Raw genomic sequence first — 14,638 nt, 5'->3', positions numbered from 1 at the left:
CCGTAGACTTGCTGAAAAATTCTACAGGAGACAGGTATGTCGCTCTGGTTAACGCATCCTCTGCTGCTGCCCTCACTGATTGTTGGCGTCACCATCGTGCTGTGGGCGACGTCGCTGCTGCCGGAATTTCTCACCGCGCTGCTGTTTTTCACGGCGGCGATGATCGCCAAAATTGCCCCGCCGGAGGTGATTTTTGGCGGTTTTGCTTCGTCGGCTTTTTGGCTGGTATTTAGCGGTTTTGTTCTCGGCGTGGCGATCCGTAAAACCGGCCTGGCGGACAGGGCCGCCCGGGCGCTCTCCGCAAAGCTTACCGACTCCTGGCCGCTGATGGTGGCAAGCGTGGTGCTGCTGAGCTATGCGCTGGCGTTTGTGATGCCGTCGAACATGGGACGTATTGCGCTGCTGATGCCGATTGTCGCGGCGATGGCTAAACGCGCCGGTATCGCCGACGGCTCCCGCGCCTGGTTCGGTCTGGCGCTGGCCGTCGGGTTCGGCACCTTCCAGCTCTCGGCCACTATCCTGCCTGCTAACGTACCCAATCTGGTGATGAGCGGTGCTGCGGAAGGCTCGTACGGCATCCATCTGAACTATGTCCCGTATCTGCTGCTGCACACGCCGGTGCTCGGTATCCTCAAAGGCCTGATTCTGATTGGCCTGATCTGCTGGCTATTTCCCGGCAGTCCGAAACCGCCGAAGGAGCTGACGCCCTCAGAGCCTATGGGGCGGGACGAAAAACGTCTCGCCTGGCTGCTGGCGGTGGTGTTGGGAATGTGGGTAACGGAGAGCTGGCACGGCGTGGGGCCTGCGTGGACAGGACTGGCGGCAGCGGTCATCGTTATGCTGCCGCGCATCGGTTTTATCACCGGAGAGGAGTTTTCTGCGGGGGTGAATATGCGAACCTGTATTTACGTCGCGGGTATTCTCGGTCTGGCAATCGTGGTGACGCAAACCGGCATTGGAACGGCTGTGGGCGAGGCATTGCTTCGCATCATGCCGCTGGATGCAGACAGGCCGTTCACCAGTTTCCTCGCGTTGACCGGGATCACCACGGCACTCAACTTCATTATGACCGCCAACGGCGTTCCTGCACTCTATACCACGCTGGCGCAAAGCTTCTCGGACGCGACCGGTTTCCCGCTGCTGTCGGCGATCATGATTCAGGTGCTGGGCTACTCCACGCCGCTGCTGCCGTATCAGGCGTCGCCGATTGTGGTAGCGATGGGCTTAGGAAAGGTGCCTGCAAGGGCGGGGATGGTGCTCTGTCTGGCGCTGGCCATTGCGACGTATCTGGTGCTGCTGCCGCTGGATTATCTGTGGTTTAGGGTGTTAGGTAAGTTGTAGCGTTTTTGTAGGGCGGGTAAGCGCAAGCGCCACCCGCCACAAAGGCAATTACGCCTGTTTAGCCGCTTCTGCCGCTTTAACGATCACCGCGAAAGCGTCCGCTTTCAGGGATGCACCGCCAACCAGCGCACCATCGATGTCTGGCTGGGTGAACAGCTCAGCAGCGTTGGAAGCGTTAACGGAACCGCCGTACTGGATAATTACCTGCTCAGCGACTTTAGCGTCAGCTTTCGCAATGTGGTCACGGATGAATTTGTGAACCGCCTGAGCCTGCGCAGGGGTTGCTGATTTACCGGTACCGATCGCCCAGACTGGCTCGTAAGCGATGACCGCGCCCTCGAACGCTGCTGCGCCCTGGGTTTTCAGCACGGCGTCAATCTGACGTGCGCACACTTCTTCAGTTTTGCCCGCTTCGTTTTCTGCTTCGGTTTCACCGATGCACAGAACCGGGATCAGACCCTGCTCTTTCAGCACGGCGAATTTCTTCGCGATGAACTCGTCGGATTCTTTGTGGTAGGTGCGACGCTCGGAGTGGCCGATGATGATGTATTTCGCGCCGATATCTTTCAGCATTTCAGCAGAGGTTTCACCGGTGAATGCGCCAGACAGGTTAACGTCCACGTTCTGTGCGCCCAGCACGATGTGGCTGCCGTCAGCGGCGTGTTTAGCCAGGTCCAGATACATATCCGGCGGAGCGATAGCAACCGCGCAGCCCGTCACGCCAGCCAGCTCTTTACGCAGGTTCGCAACCAGCTCGTTTACCATGTGGCGGCTGCCGTTCAGTTTCCAGTTACCCATCACTAAAGGATGTCGCATTTCAATTCTCCACGCTAAATAAGCGAATTAAGGAATATGGCCACCCGGAAGGGCAGCATGGTCTGTGAATCAGTATAGAGATTTTCCCCTGAAAGGCTTTGCTTTTTGTCATTAATTCGCCCCTCCGAGTGAGTCTGATAGCGCCAGCTTAATCGGTTCAACAGCGAAGGTCAGGCCTTTTTCGCCGTTATCCGCCACCACATAGCGAATGGCGCCTTCCGTATCGGCGTAGTAACGCTTGTTTTTACCTGCCGTCAGCAATTTTTGCAGCTTTTGCTGGCTTTGCGTTTTCGTTAGCGCAGGGGTGAAAGCATGCAAAATAGCGCTCATGTACTCCAGCGCTTTCGCCCTGGCGGCTTTTTGTTCCGGCCCCTGGATTGGCAGCCAGGTGATCTGCATGCTTTTAATTTTTAGCGTACCGCGTTCCAGCGCTGTCGATGCGTATAAATTCTCGTTAATTTTGCTGGCTGCACGAGTCAGGGTTGGGGTATCTCGGGCGCTATCAATAGCGCGAAATTCATCCAGCGGCAGCTTTGGGTTGGCCTGATTAAAGGCTTCACGAAACTGGCTGATGGATTGGTCGAAGGAGGGCGCGCCCGCCAGGAGATACGGCGCTGTAGTGGGAGCGGTGGTTTCAGCGGCATGCAGAGAACTGCCTGCGCTCAGCATCGCTAAACACAGGAAAAGAGTGTGTGCCGTTAATTTCATCAATATTGCCCCTGGCCGTAAGTGCTCATGATTAAAACGATATCTGGTCGGCTTGTCAAAAGGTCACAACTCCAGGGTAAAATGCGCGCTATACGATAATAAGGAACCTTACATGACCATACAGCAGTGGCTGTTTTCATTCAAAGGGCGTATTGGACGCCGTGATTTCTGGGTCTGGATGGTGACGTGGGTTGTCGCCATGCTGCTTCTGTTTTTTGTTGCCTATAACGCGTGGCTGAGCACGCAAACGGCGGCGTTTGCGCTGGTCTGCCTGCTGTGGCCAACGGCCGCCGTGGTGGTGAAACGTCTGCACGATCGCGGCCGTTCCGGCGCATGGGCTTTTCTGATTATTCTGGCGTGGATGCTGGTGGCAGGAAACTGGTCAATGCTGCCGTCTATCCTGCCGTGGGTCGTGGGCAGGATGGTGCCGAGCATTATCTTCGTGATGATGGTTGTCGATCTGGGCGCGTTTATCGGCACCCAGAGCGAAAACAAATACGGTAAAGACACCCTTGAAGTGAAGTACCGCTGATCACCAGTAGTGTTCAGCCGTCATATGGCCCGGTCGGCGACGAAGGTGTTTCGTCATCTGCCGGGTTTCCTTCAGAAGCTGCTGCGTGTCCCGAACCATCTGCGGATTACCGCACAGCATCACATGGCTGGTTTCGGTATTCATTGGCAAGCCAACCGCCTCCTCCAGCACACCGCTCTCAATCAACGCCGGAACACGTCCGGTCAGTGAACCCGACGCCGTTTCACGGCTGACCACGGTTTGAATTTTCAGCTTCCCGCCGTACTGCTGTTCCAGCGCCTGCATTTGCGGCAGGTAGCTCAGGTCCGCGGCGTAGCGCGCGGCGTGAACCAGCACGATGTTTTTGAAACGTTCCAGATCTTTGCCGTACTGCAAAATAGAGAGATAAGGGCCGATGGCGGTACCCGTTGCCAGCATCCACAGGGTGTCACAGTCTGGAATTTCGTCGAGCACGAAGAAACCGGCCGCTTCTGCCACAATCTGCACATCATCGCCAGGTTTCAGCGCCGCGAGGCGTGGGCTGAGTTTGCCGTCCGGGACGGTGACCAGATAGAACTCGAGATCCGGGTTATCAGGCGCGTTAACGTAAGAGTAGGCGCGCTGCACGCGTTCGCCGTCGACATCCAGCCCCAGCTTCGCAAATTGCCCGGCTGTGAACGGGTGGACGGGAGCATGCAGGGTGAGACTAAATAGCGCATCGGTCCAGAACTGTACCTTTGTGACTTTACCTGTTACCCAGTCCGCCATGATCTTCTCCTGTGCTGTTTCTCTGTTCTATCTTCCGTACTTAGCGGGGAGATTTCCAGCCCATTTGGGCTGGAAAGCTCAATCGATCAAACGGTTTTACAGAATGTGCGTCTGCACGTCCGGGTCTTTGCGGTCGAGATAGTGGATAGACTGAATGCGGCGAATGGTGCGCGATTTACCGCGGATCAGCAGCGTTTCGGTGGTCGCCATGTTGCCCTTGCGGGTGATGCCGTCCAGCAGATCGCCTTTGGTGATGCCGGTCGCGGAGAAGACAACGTTGTCGCTGCGCGCCATCTCGTCCAGAGCCAGCACTTTATTGGCCTCGATGCCCATCGCTTCGCAGCGTGCCAGCTCGTTTTCCCCGATACGGCGGTTCTCGTCGCTGTCGCCTTTCACCTCATGACGTGGCAGCAGACGCGCCTGCATATCGCCGTCCAGCGCGCGGATCACCGCCGCAGAGACCACGCCTTCCGGCGCGCCGCCGATACCGTACAGCACATCCACTTCACTGTACGGCATACAGGTCAGGATCGAGGCGGCAACGTCACCGTCAGGGATAGCAAACACACGCACGCCGAGCTTTTGCATCTGCGCGATGGTGGCGTCGTGGCGCGGTTTGGCCAGAATCGTCACGGTCAGCTCGCTAAGCGGTTTGCCCAGGGCTTTGGCGATGTTGCGCAGATTCTCTTCCAGCGGCAGGCTGAGGTCGATTGCGCCCTTCGCGCCGGGACCGACAATCAGCTTCTCCATGTACATGTCCGGCGCGTTGAGGAAGCAGCCTTTATCGCCCACGGCCAGCACCGCCAGGGCGTTGGCCTGGCCCATCGCCGTCATGCGGGTGCCTTCGATCGGGTCGACCGCGATGTCCACGGCGTCGCCTTTGCCGGTACCGACTTTTTCACCGATATAGAGCATCGGCGCTTCGTCGATCTCGCCTTCGCCGATCACGATGGTGCCGTCGATGTTGACCTGGTTAAGGACAATGCGCATGGCATGGACGGCTGCGCCGTCTGCGGTATTTTTGTCGCCACGACCCAGCCATTTATAGCCTGCAAGGGCGGCCGCTTCGGTGACGCGGGAAAACTCGATAGCAAGTTCACGTTTCATGAGGTACTCGTACAATCAAAAGGAATTGCACGAAGTTTATCACAGAGTGGGTAAGGTGCGGCCTGTACTCCCCTCACCCTAACCCTCTCCCCAAAGGGGCGAGGGGACTTAAAACACCCTCTCCCCTTTGGGGAGAGGGCCGGGGTGAGGGGGATTACTCTTCGTGCTCTTCCCACGCCAGGGCGCGTTTCACCGCTTTTTTCCAGCCGCTGTAGCGGAAGTTACGCTCGGTGGTTTCGATGCCCGGGCGGAATTCGCGTTCGATCACCGCTTTTTCCTGCAGCTCGTCCAGGTTCTGCCAGAAGCCTACCGCCAGACCAGCAAGGTACGCCGCGCCCAGCGCCGTCACTTCACGCACTTCAGGGCGCTCAACGCGGGTGCCCAGAATGTCGGACTGGAACTGCATCAGGAAGTTATTCGCGACCGCACCGCCGTCCACGCGCAGGGCGTGCAGACGAATGCCGGAGTCAGCCTGCATCGCTTCCAGCACGTCGCGCGTCTGGTAGGCGATGGATTCCAGGGTGGCGCGAATAATGTGGTTAGCGTTCACGCCGCGGGTCAGGCCGAAAATCGCACCGCGTGCATACGGGTCCCAGTACGGCGCGCCGAGACCGGTGAACGCAGGCACCACGTACACGCCGTTGGTGTCTTTCACTTTGGTCGCGAAGTACTCGGAATCGAACGCATCGCTGATCAGCTTCATCTCGTCACGCAGCCACTGAATGGATGCACCGGCCATGAATACCGCACCTTCCAGCGCATAGTTTACTTCGCCGCGCGGGCCGCAGGCGATGGTGGTCAGCAGGCCGTTTTCTGACTTCACCGCCTTCTCGCCGGTGTTCATCAGCATAAAGCAGCCGGTGCCGTAGGTGTTCTTCGCCATCCCTTCCTTGACGCACAGCTGGCCGAACAGCGCCGCCTGCTGGTCACCGGCGATACCGGCGATAGGAATACGGGTGCCGCCTTTACCGCCGATGTTGGTCTGGCCGTACACTTCTGAAGACTTACGCACTTCAGGCAGCATTGCGCGCGGGATGTCCAGCGCGTCCAGCATCTTGTCATCCCACTCCAGGGTGTTGATGTTGAACAGCATGGTACGCGAGGCGTTGGTATAGTCGGTAACGTGAACGCGTCCCTGGGTCATTTTCCAGATAAGCCAGGTATCGACGGTACCGAAAAGCAGTTCGCCGCGTTTAGCACGCTCGCGTGAACCTTCCACGTGGTCGAGGATCCATTTCACCTTGGTGCCGGAGAAATACGGGTCAATCACCAGGCCTGTTGCGCTACGGATGTAATCTTCCATGCCCTCGCGCTTCAGTTTTTCGCAAATTTCTGAGGTACGGCGGCACTGCCAGACAATGGCGTTGTAAATTGGCTTACCGGTTTCGCGCTCCCAGACCACGGTGGTCTCACGCTGGTTGGTGATACCAATCGCGGCAATCTCGTCGGAACTGATATCGGCTTTCGCCAGCACTTCGACCAGCGTGGAGCTTTGTGACGCCCAAATCTCCATCGGGTCGTGTTCTACCCAGCCTGGACGAGGGTAAATTTGCTCGAATTCGCGCTGTGACACGCTGACGATGTTCGCGTCATGATCCATTACGACAGCGCGGGAGCTGGTAGTGCCCTGGTCGAGCGCAACAATATATTTTTTTTCGGTCATGTTAGGTGTCCCGTAGTCAGATTACAGCGAAGCTTTTTGTTGTGCGGTAGAGGTTGTTTCTTTCTCTTCTTCCACACAGGTGTCGCACGGTAAGTGGCGACCAATTAATTTGCGATAGCCGAATGCGCCCAGCGCCGCCCCTACGATTGGCCCGAACAGCGGGACCAGGAAGTAAGGAATATCTTTGCCACCGGTGAAGGCGACGTCGCCCCATCCAGCGAAGAAGGCGAAGGTTTTTGGCCCCAGGTCACGCGCCGGGTTCATCGCGAAGCCGGTCAGTGGACCCATTGATGCGCCGATAACCGCAATCAGCAGGCCAATCAGCAGCGGGGCCAGCGGGCCGCGCGGAATGCCGTTGCCGTCATCGCCCAGCGCCATGATGACGCCCATCAGAATAGCGGTAATCACCATTTCAACTGCGAACGCCTGCACAAAATTAATATGCGGGTTCGGATAGGTTGAGAAGATGCCAGCCAGATCCAGACTTTCGACGCTGCCGCGCACCATATGATGCGTCTGTTCGAAGTCGATGAAAAGATTGTAATAAAGCCCGTAAACTAACGCCGCTGCGCAAAAGGCGCCGGCAAACTGAGAAATGATGAAAGGAACAACTTTGCGTCCATCGAAGCACGCGAACAGCCACAGCGCGATAGTCACCGCCGGGTTAAGATGTGCACCGGAAACCCCTGCAGTCAGGTAGATGGCCATCGCCACGCCCAGACCCCAGATGATACTGATTTCCCACTGACCAAAACTGGCACCCGCCACTTTCAGTGCAGCGACACAGCCCACTCCGAAGAATATCAACAACCCGGTACCAAGGAACTCGGCAATGCACTGGCCTTTTAAGGTTGATGTCTGACTCATAATCGGAATCCTGAAGAGATTGATGTTTATTGTTAGCATGGCCGCCCGTGACGGCCACGATGTCCTGTAGACATAGTGTTAATTTATCGTTAACGAGCAAAAACGAGAAATATCGAAATCAAAATGTGTGGTCTGCGTCAATAAAATGAGCGTTTTCGCGCCATAAGGCACATTTTTGCATCAGCATCAGAATGTGAGCTGAATCATTTCATTAACGAATGAGTTAACAATTTAGGGGTATATGACGCGAACGCACCAGGACCAGACCTAAAAGTGTTGCAAACCGCGATCTGCGCGGTGTGTCGCTGGACACAGAGCGCCGCGCTCCATACAATCGAAGGTATATGTCGTGCGCGTTTACGTTAAAGCGTCGCCTTGCAATTCAGGAGAGGTAGCATCATGTCTTTAGAAGTGTTTGAGAAACTGGAATCGAAAGTACAGCAGGCGATTGACACCATCACCCTGCTGCAGATGGAAATTGAAGAGCTGAAAGAGAAGAACAACAGCCTGGCGCAGGAAGTTCAGAACGCGCAGCACGGCCGCGAAGAGCTGGAGCGCGAAAACAACCAGCTGCGTGAACAGCAGAACGGCTGGCAGGATCGCCTGCAGGCGCTGCTGGGACGTATGGAAGAAGTCTAATTCCCATTGGGATGAACTGACCAGGCCGGGTAAGGCGACGCCGCTACCCGGCTTTTTTATAACTGGCATAAAAAAGGCCGCCAGAGGCGGCCTTAACGCTACTTGTCCTGCGCTGTCATAGCAAAAGCAACAAACACATTCGGTTCATCACTCTTTACAACGAGTACGCTGGCGACAATGAACGCGATACATAAATAGCGTTTCATTATGCGGTCCCTGCTGCTAACCGCTCCACCGTTCACCACCGGTGATAAGTCGGTGGACACAAGCCCGGTTAAAGGTTGCTTTACGGTTGTGAATACACCTTTCCCTGGACCGATGCCCATGTGCGAGATGGCGGAAAGGGACGATGCATCATAATGAGCAACAGTAGCGTAGTTAAGGTCTTCAGAGGAAATTAGGAATTTATAAAGGGTCGACGGGGGTTACCGAAGGGATGAACCAGGGTAAGATAAAAATCCTGGTTAAAGGTTGCAAGATAACCCAACGGACCGCGAATCCTGAGGGACAAAAAAACCGCCACATTGCTGTTGGCGGTTTTTTTATGGCCCACGCTGACGGTTTTACTACTCGATATCCAGCGGATCTTCGGACAGGATAATACCGGTGTTATCAGCGTAAAGATGGTCACCGGAGAAGAAGGTCACGCCGCCGAAATTGACGCGCACGTCGCTTTCGCCGATGCCGTCACCCGCCGCCCCTACCGGTATGGCCGCGATGGCCTGAATCCCGATATCCAGGTCTTCGAGATCGTCCACCTGGCGCACGGAACCGTACACCACAATGCCTTCCCACTCATTTTGGACGGCAATTCCCGCCAGCTCAGCATCAATCAATGCACGGCGCACGGAACCGCCGCCGTCGATCACCAGAACGCGGCCACGACCGTTCTGTTCGAGCAGATCGTACAGCAACCCGTTATCCTCGAAACATTTCACCGTGATGATTTGCCCGCCAAACGACGACCGCCCTCCAAAGTTGGAGAACAGCGGTTCAACGACGTTGACATCTTCCTGGTAGATGTCACAAAGCTCGGAGGTATCGTATTTCATAGGTTTAACGCTCAGTTGCTGCGAATGTGTTCAGTATATCGTGCGAAATGCGTTGTTGGCAAAATCATCAATTGTTAATTGATATTTGTCAGCTAACTGAGCGTCTGGCTTAGCACAATCCCGATGACGAACAACAGGTTAGTCAGCAACGCACCTTTTACCGTACGCTCCAGCATTGGCGGCATGGCTGCCGGGCTGAGCTCACGCATCACAAAGCGGGCCTGCTTAACCAGCAGCGGCGCGGCAAGCACGAACAGCCAGCCCCACAAGCTCTGCAGGGAAATCAGGTTAAAAAGGGCCAGGCAAACCAGCGCGCCAGTGAGCAGACAGGCATGATAGCGGCGCGCATTCACCGGCCCCAGACGCACGGCCAGGGTGTTTTTGCCGTTCTCACGATCGCTGTCGATATCGCGCAGGTTGTTGATGTTGAGCACCGCCGTCGCCAGCAGGCCGCAGGCGGTTGCGGGCAGGAACAGGGCAGGGATGACCGTATGCGCCTGCAGATACCAACTCCCCATCACGCTCAGCCAGCCGAAGAACACCAGCACGGAGATATCACCCAGCCCAATATAACCGTAAGGGCGCGTGCCAACGGTATAGGTAATGGCTGCGATAATCGCGAGCAGACCCAGCACCAGGAAGCCGATGAAATCGCTGGTGGTTTTAGACGCGACCGTCACCAGCGCCAGCCCGGACAAGCAAATCAGCACCACGGTGATAATCAGCGCGCGTTTCATCTGTGCCTGGGTAATGACCCCTTTCTGCATTCCGCGCAGCGGCCCGATGCGATCGGGCTTGTCGCTGCCTTTCACCGCGTCACCGTAGTCGTTGGCGAGGTTGGAGAGAATTTGCAGCAGGCCGGCGGTAATCAATGCCAGCGCGGCAACCAGCGGATCAAAATAACCCTGCCACCAGGCAAGGGCGGTACCGACGATAATCGCGGCAAAGGCCAGAGGAAGCGTTTTAGGGCGCAAACTTTCAAGCCACGCCTGAGTACGGCTGATGTCAGTCATAAGTATTTAGCCAATAAAAAATGGGGGCATTAGCCCCCATTAAACGTGATGAGAATGCAGTAACCGCGATTATAGGATAAAACGGCTCAGATCTTCATCTGCCACTAACGCATCCAGATGTTTACTCACATATTCTGCGTCAATGGTAATGGTTTGACCGTTAAGGTCGCTCGCGTCGTAAGAGATATCTTCCACCAGGCGTTCCAGTACGGTGTGCAGACGACGCGCACCAATGTTCTCGGTGGTTTCGTTCACCTGCCATGCGGCCTGGGCGATACGTTTGATACCGTCTTCGGTGAACTCGAGGTTCACACCTTCGGTGGCCATCAGCGCTTTGTACTGCACGGTGGCAGAGGCGTTTGGCTCGGTCAGGATCCGTTCGAAATCTTCGGTGGTCAGCGCCTGCAGCTCAACGCGGATAGGCAGACGACCCTGCAGTTCCGGGATCAGATCCGACGGGCTGGCAACCTGGAAGGCACCGGAAGCGATAAACAGGATGTGGTCCGTTTTCACCATGCCGTGCTTGGTGGAGACGGTGCAGCCTTCAACCAGCGGCAGCAGGTCGCGCTGAACGCCTTCGCGGGACACGTCCGGGCCGGAGCTGTTGCCGCCGCGCTTACAAATTTTGTCGATCTCGTCGATAAACACGATGCCGTGCTGCTCAACCGCGTCGATAGCGTCCTGCTTCAGCTCTTCCGGGTTCACCAGCTTCGCGGCTTCTTCTTCAATCAGCAGCTTCATCGCGTCTTTGATTTTCAGCTTACGCGCTTTCTGCTTCTGGCCGCCCAGGTTCTGGAACATGGACTGCAGCTGGCTGGTCATCTCTTCCATGCCCGGAGGCGCCATGATTTCCACACCCATCGGCGCGGCAGCGAGATCGATCTCAATCTCTTTGTCGTCCAATTGGCCTTCACGCAGTTTCTTGCGGAATGCCTGGCGCGCTGCGGACGGTTCCGCCTGCTGCTCTGCCTGGCCCCAGTTGTTTTTAGCCGGTGGGATCAGCACGTCGAGAATGCGCTCTTCGGCCATCTCTTCTGCGCGGTAGCGGTTTTTCTCGATAGCCTGGACGCGCACCATCTTGATTGCCGAGTCGGTCAGATCGCGGATAATGGAATCCACTTCTTTACCCACGTAGCCCACTTCGGTGAACTTAGTGGCTTCCACTTTGATGAACGGCGCGTTAGCGAGTTTCGCCAGGCGACGAGCGATTTCGGTTTTACCCACACCGGTCGGTCCGATCATCAGAATGTTTTTCGGGGTCACTTCGTGGCGCAGCTCTTCGTCAAGCTGCATACGACGCCAGCGGTTACGCAGGGCAATCGCCACGGATCGCTTGGCGTTATCCTGGCCGATAATGTGTTTGTTCAGTTCGCTGACAATTTCGCGTGGGGTCATTTCAGACATGGGAGATCCTTACGCTTTGGAGGTCAATTCTTCGATGGTGTGGTTGTGGTTGGTATAAATGCAGATATCACCTGCAATATCCAACGCTTTCACCGCGATATCGCGCGCGTTCATGTCGGTGTTTTCCAACAGGGCGCGGGCAGCAGCCTGGGCGTACGGGCCGCCGGAGCCGATGGCAATCAGGTCATTTTCCGGCTGAATCACGTCACCGTTACCGGTGATGATTAGCGAGGCGGTTTCATCGGCCACGGCCAGCAGCGCTTCGAGCTTGCGCAGCATGCGGTCGGTACGCCAGTCTTTCGCCAGCTCAACGGCGGCTTTCACCAGATGACCCTGGTGCATTTCCAGTTTGCGTTCAAACAGCTCAAACAGCGTGAAGGCATCCGCCGTGCCGCCTGCAAAACCGGCGATCACTTTGTCGTTGTAGAGACGACGCACTTTCTTCACGTTGCCTTTCATGACGGTATTACCCAGCGTGGCCTGGCCATCACCGGCGATTACCACATGGCCGTTACGGCGTACACTTACTATTGTTGTCACGAGCAGACCCCCTGGTTACAGATTCGGGAAACAGAAGCCCTGAGCCAGTGCTCAGGGCTGAATTAAATGATAGATGGGGGGGATTTTGGGGGTTTCAACCCCCGGAGGCGAGTCGAATGCAGTTTGTGTGACCGGCTACTTTCAAACGAGAGATAGTGCCGTCGGCATTTTCTTTGCCTTTGACCGGGCCAATCACCACGCGGTTCCAGCCGTTGTTGGTGGTAATGCGTGAGTCAAATCCTTCGAACGCGAGCTGAGCACGCACGGTTTCGGCCTGCTCGGCGCCTTTAAACGAGCCGCACTGCACCATCCAGCGGCGTTCGTCTTTTTTCTCAGCCGTTTGCTTCGGTGCTTCGGTCTCTTTGGTCACCGGCGCGGCCTGCTGCGTTTTCGGCTGCTGCGCCGTGGTGTGCGCTGGCGTCTGGAGCAGATCCTGATACGGCTGCGCCGCCTGCTTTTGCGGCTGCGCTTTTGGCTGTTGCTGAACAGGCTGCGATTGTACCGTACGCGTCTGCTGCTGTGGCTGCTGGTATGGCTGGGCCTTCGGCTGTTGTACCGGCTGGGTTTGCGTCCACTGCTGCTGTTGCTGCTGCTGAATTTGTGCCTGGCGCTGACGCTGCATCTGCAACGTTTGCTGACGCTGCGCAGGCGTTTGTTCATTCCACGGCACTTCATTCAGCTGCGTAGGCTGCTGGCGCATATCGGCCTGCATCTGTGCCAGCAGCTGGCGCTGTTCGTTCGTCAGCTGATCGGCATTTTTCACTTCGCCACCGGCGGACGGCTCGGTAGGCGCACGCACGCCAGGCTGGCGGCTTTCCAGCTCTTTAATATAGCGCCAGCGCTCCTCAGGCTTCGGCGGCAGGCCATTACCGGCCACTTTGTTGCCCTGAAGCGCTTCAGATTCTTCTTTTTTATGGTGCGTAATAAAGTACAGGCCGCCAATAAAGGCCACCAGTACAGCCGCAGCAATAGCGACCATTGCTGGCGAGACGGCAGGCAGATTCCGCTGCTTGCTTTTTGAACTACTCTTTTTGCGTCGCGAAGGTGCCGGCTGGCCGCGACGTACATAATCTCGTTGTGCCACTATCGTTTCGCTGTATTTATTCGTTCGTCAGCCCGCCATGTTACTTAAGCGGCGGGGCTTTGACCAGATAAGGGTGTCCGAAAGGCATTTACTTTAAGTCAATGCCTGGGTAGAGCCGCGAACAATCAGCTCGCAGTCGAGTAACCGCGAGCCGCTGCTAACCGTTTGACCCTGCAGCTGATCCAGCAAAAGCAGCATCGCTTCGCGGCCAATCTGATAGCGCGGTTGTGAAACAGTAGAGAGCGGTGGATCGCAAAACTCTGAAAGCGAAATATTATCGAAGCCGATAATCGACAGGTCTTTTGGCACGCGTAATCCACGACGTTTGGCGTGTGACAGCGCGCCCAGCGCCATCACGTCGCTGTGGCAGAACACCGCCGTTGGCGGCTGCGGCAGCGCCAGCAGTTTCTCCAGCGCTTGTCCGCCCGCTTCAAAGGTAAAATCACCGCGCGCAATATAGTGCGGATCAACGATGGCTCCGGTACGGCGAAGCGCCTGAACATAGCCCTGCAGGCGGTAGTGGCAAAGCGGCATCTCTTCCGGCCCGGCAATACAGCCAATACGCTTATGCCCCAGCTCCTGAAGATAGTTCACCGCATTGAACGCGGCCGTCAGGTTATCAATATGCACCGTCGGCAGTTCCAGCTCTGGCGCGAACTCGTTGGCCATCACCATCGGCGGTAAATTGCGTTGTTCTTCAATGCTGGCATCAAACGGCAGGCGGGAGCCAAGCAGCAACATGCCGTCAATCTGCTTGGTGATAATGAGATCGATAAAGGTTTTTTCCTGCTGATTCTGGTGGGCGCAGTCGCCAATCAGCACCAGATAGCCTTGTTCAGCCGCCGTCACTTCGATACCGCGAATGATCTCGCTAAAGAACGGGTCGCAGATGTCCGGCACAATCACCAGAATAGTCCGCGATTCATTGCGCTTTACGTTGCGACCCATCGCCTGCGGGAAATAGCCCACTTCCAGCGCCGCCTGTTCAACCTTGTTACGGGTCGACTGGGAGACTTTATCCGGGTTCATTAATGCGCGGGACACGGTTGCCGTAGAGACTTGTGCTTTCTCGGCAACGTCTTTCATGGTCGCCGTAGTGACCTCTTTCCTGGACTTCAACGTCTT

General features: G+C 56.4%; 15 protein-coding genes. 3 read left to right on the top strand and 12 right to left on the bottom strand.

Annotated elements, in window-relative coordinates; all coding sequences use genetic code 11:
• Positions 1-36: 36 nt before the first annotated feature.
• Positions 37-1,341: an SLC13 family permease gene (locus KK102_RS20570; RefSeq protein WP_216358335.1), complete on the top strand. Its 1,305-nt coding sequence runs from the start codon at positions 37-39 to the stop codon at positions 1,339-1,341.
• 48 nt (positions 1,342-1,389) lie between these two features.
• Here the strand turns inward: KK102_RS20570 and tpiA are convergent, their stop codons facing one another.
• Positions 1,390-2,157, bottom strand: coding sequence for a triose-phosphate isomerase (gene tpiA / locus KK102_RS20565; RefSeq protein ID WP_148400105.1), 768 nt, complete (start codon positions 2,155-2,157; stop codon positions 1,390-1,392).
• 111 nt (positions 2,158-2,268) lie between these two features.
• Entirely contained in the window at positions 2,269-2,865 is a 597-nt protein-coding gene (locus KK102_RS20560) for a DUF1454 family protein (RefSeq protein WP_126546047.1), read from the bottom strand.
• Between the two features lie 112 nt (positions 2,866-2,977).
• Here KK102_RS20560 and KK102_RS20555 point away from each other — a divergent pair, with 112 nt between their 5' ends.
• Positions 2,978-3,397, top strand: a complete 420-nt coding sequence (locus KK102_RS20555) for a DUF805 domain-containing protein (RefSeq protein ID WP_126546046.1) — start codon at positions 2,978-2,980, stop codon at positions 3,395-3,397.
• On the opposite strand, the gene fpr is transcribed toward KK102_RS20555, so the two are convergent.
• From fpr to KK102_RS20535, 4 genes are all read right to left on the bottom strand, one after another.
• On the bottom strand, positions 3,398-4,144 hold the full coding sequence (fpr, locus tag KK102_RS20550) for a ferredoxin--NADP(+) reductase (RefSeq protein WP_216358334.1): 747 nt from the start codon (positions 4,142-4,144) through the stop codon (positions 3,398-3,400).
• Between the two features lie 96 nt (positions 4,145-4,240).
• A complete protein-coding gene (gene glpX, locus KK102_RS20545; RefSeq protein WP_126546044.1) occupies positions 4,241-5,251 on the bottom strand; it encodes a class II fructose-bisphosphatase in 1,011 nt (336 codons plus the stop codon).
• A 154-nt stretch (positions 5,252-5,405) separates the two neighbouring features.
• Positions 5,406-6,914 (bottom strand): glycerol kinase GlpK, encoded by a 1,509-nt coding sequence (gene glpK, locus KK102_RS20540; RefSeq protein WP_216358333.1) that lies wholly within the window; start codon positions 6,912-6,914, stop codon positions 5,406-5,408.
• 21 nt (positions 6,915-6,935) lie between these two features.
• On the bottom strand, positions 6,936-7,781 hold the full coding sequence (locus KK102_RS20535) for an MIP/aquaporin family protein (RefSeq protein WP_010436934.1): 846 nt from the start codon (positions 7,779-7,781) through the stop codon (positions 6,936-6,938).
• A 399-nt stretch (positions 7,782-8,180) separates the two neighbouring features.
• On the opposite strand from KK102_RS20535, the gene zapB reads away from it, so the two are divergent.
• A complete protein-coding gene (gene zapB, locus KK102_RS20530; protein WP_010436935.1) occupies positions 8,181-8,420 on the top strand; it encodes a septal ring assembly protein ZapB in 240 nt (79 codons plus the stop codon).
• Positions 8,421-8,986: 566 nt separating this feature from the next.
• Here zapB and rraA read toward each other — a convergent pair.
• From rraA to cytR, 6 genes are all read right to left on the bottom strand, one after another.
• The gene (gene rraA / locus KK102_RS20525) at positions 8,987-9,472 is read right to left on the bottom strand and encodes a ribonuclease E activity regulator RraA (RefSeq protein ID WP_126546043.1); all 486 of its coding nucleotides are present in this window, start codon (positions 9,470-9,472) and stop codon (positions 8,987-8,989) included.
• Positions 9,473-9,564: 92 nt separating this feature from the next.
• The gene (gene menA, locus KK102_RS20520) at positions 9,565-10,485 is read right to left on the bottom strand and encodes a 1,4-dihydroxy-2-naphthoate polyprenyltransferase (protein WP_126546042.1); all 921 of its coding nucleotides are present in this window, start codon (positions 10,483-10,485) and stop codon (positions 9,565-9,567) included.
• 69 nt (positions 10,486-10,554) lie between these two features.
• Positions 10,555-11,889, bottom strand: coding sequence for an HslU--HslV peptidase ATPase subunit (gene hslU / locus KK102_RS20515; RefSeq protein WP_010436948.1), 1,335 nt, complete (start codon positions 11,887-11,889; stop codon positions 10,555-10,557).
• A gap of 9 nt (positions 11,890-11,898) precedes the next feature.
• Positions 11,899-12,429 (bottom strand): ATP-dependent protease subunit HslV, encoded by a 531-nt coding sequence (gene hslV / locus KK102_RS20510; protein WP_008501802.1) that lies wholly within the window; start codon positions 12,427-12,429, stop codon positions 11,899-11,901.
• A 94-nt stretch (positions 12,430-12,523) separates the two neighbouring features.
• Positions 12,524-13,513 (bottom strand): cell division protein FtsN, encoded by a 990-nt coding sequence (ftsN, locus tag KK102_RS20505; protein ID WP_089599285.1) that lies wholly within the window; start codon positions 13,511-13,513, stop codon positions 12,524-12,526.
• A gap of 93 nt (positions 13,514-13,606) precedes the next feature.
• A complete protein-coding gene (gene cytR, locus KK102_RS20500; RefSeq protein WP_216358332.1) occupies positions 13,607-14,632 on the bottom strand; it encodes a DNA-binding transcriptional regulator CytR in 1,026 nt (341 codons plus the stop codon).
• Between the last annotated feature and the right edge of the window lie 6 nt (positions 14,633-14,638).

The sequence above is a fragment of the Enterobacter quasimori genome, from assembly GCF_018597345.1.
GTDB lineage: Bacteria > Pseudomonadota > Gammaproteobacteria > Enterobacterales > Enterobacteriaceae > Enterobacter > Enterobacter mori.
This window is presented reverse-complemented; position numbering and strand designations above follow the sequence as displayed.

Excerpts from the sequence above, each read along its gene's own strand:
- menA (WP_126546042.1), bottom strand. The coding sequence starts at position 10,485 with ATGACTGACATCAGCCGTACTCAGGCGTGGCTTGAAAGTTTGCGCCCT.
- KK102_RS20535 (WP_010436934.1), bottom strand. The coding sequence starts at position 7,781 with ATGAGTCAGACATCAACCTTAAAAGGCCAGTGCATTGCCGAGTTCCTT.
- KK102_RS20560 (WP_126546047.1), bottom strand. The coding sequence starts at position 2,865 with ATGAAATTAACGGCACACACTCTTTTCCTGTGTTTAGCGATGCTGAGC.
- KK102_RS20570 (WP_216358335.1), top strand. The coding sequence starts at position 37 with ATGTCGCTCTGGTTAACGCATCCTCTGCTGCTGCCCTCACTGATTGTT.
- hslU (WP_010436948.1), bottom strand. The coding sequence starts at position 11,889 with ATGTCTGAAATGACCCCACGCGAAATTGTCAGCGAACTGAACAAACAC.
- glpX (WP_126546044.1), bottom strand. The coding sequence starts at position 5,251 with ATGAAACGTGAACTTGCTATCGAGTTTTCCCGCGTCACCGAAGCGGCC.
- zapB (WP_010436935.1), top strand. The coding sequence starts at position 8,181 with ATGTCTTTAGAAGTGTTTGAGAAACTGGAATCGAAAGTACAGCAGGCG.
- rraA (WP_126546043.1), bottom strand. The coding sequence starts at position 9,472 with ATGAAATACGATACCTCCGAGCTTTGTGACATCTACCAGGAAGATGTC.
- tpiA (WP_148400105.1), bottom strand. The coding sequence starts at position 2,157 with ATGCGACATCCTTTAGTGATGGGTAACTGGAAACTGAACGGCAGCCGC.
- fpr (WP_216358334.1), bottom strand. The coding sequence starts at position 4,144 with ATGGCGGACTGGGTAACAGGTAAAGTCACAAAGGTACAGTTCTGGACC.
- KK102_RS20555 (WP_126546046.1), top strand. The coding sequence starts at position 2,978 with ATGACCATACAGCAGTGGCTGTTTTCATTCAAAGGGCGTATTGGACGC.
- glpK (WP_216358333.1), bottom strand. The coding sequence starts at position 6,914 with ATGACCGAAAAAAAATATATTGTTGCGCTCGACCAGGGCACTACCAGC.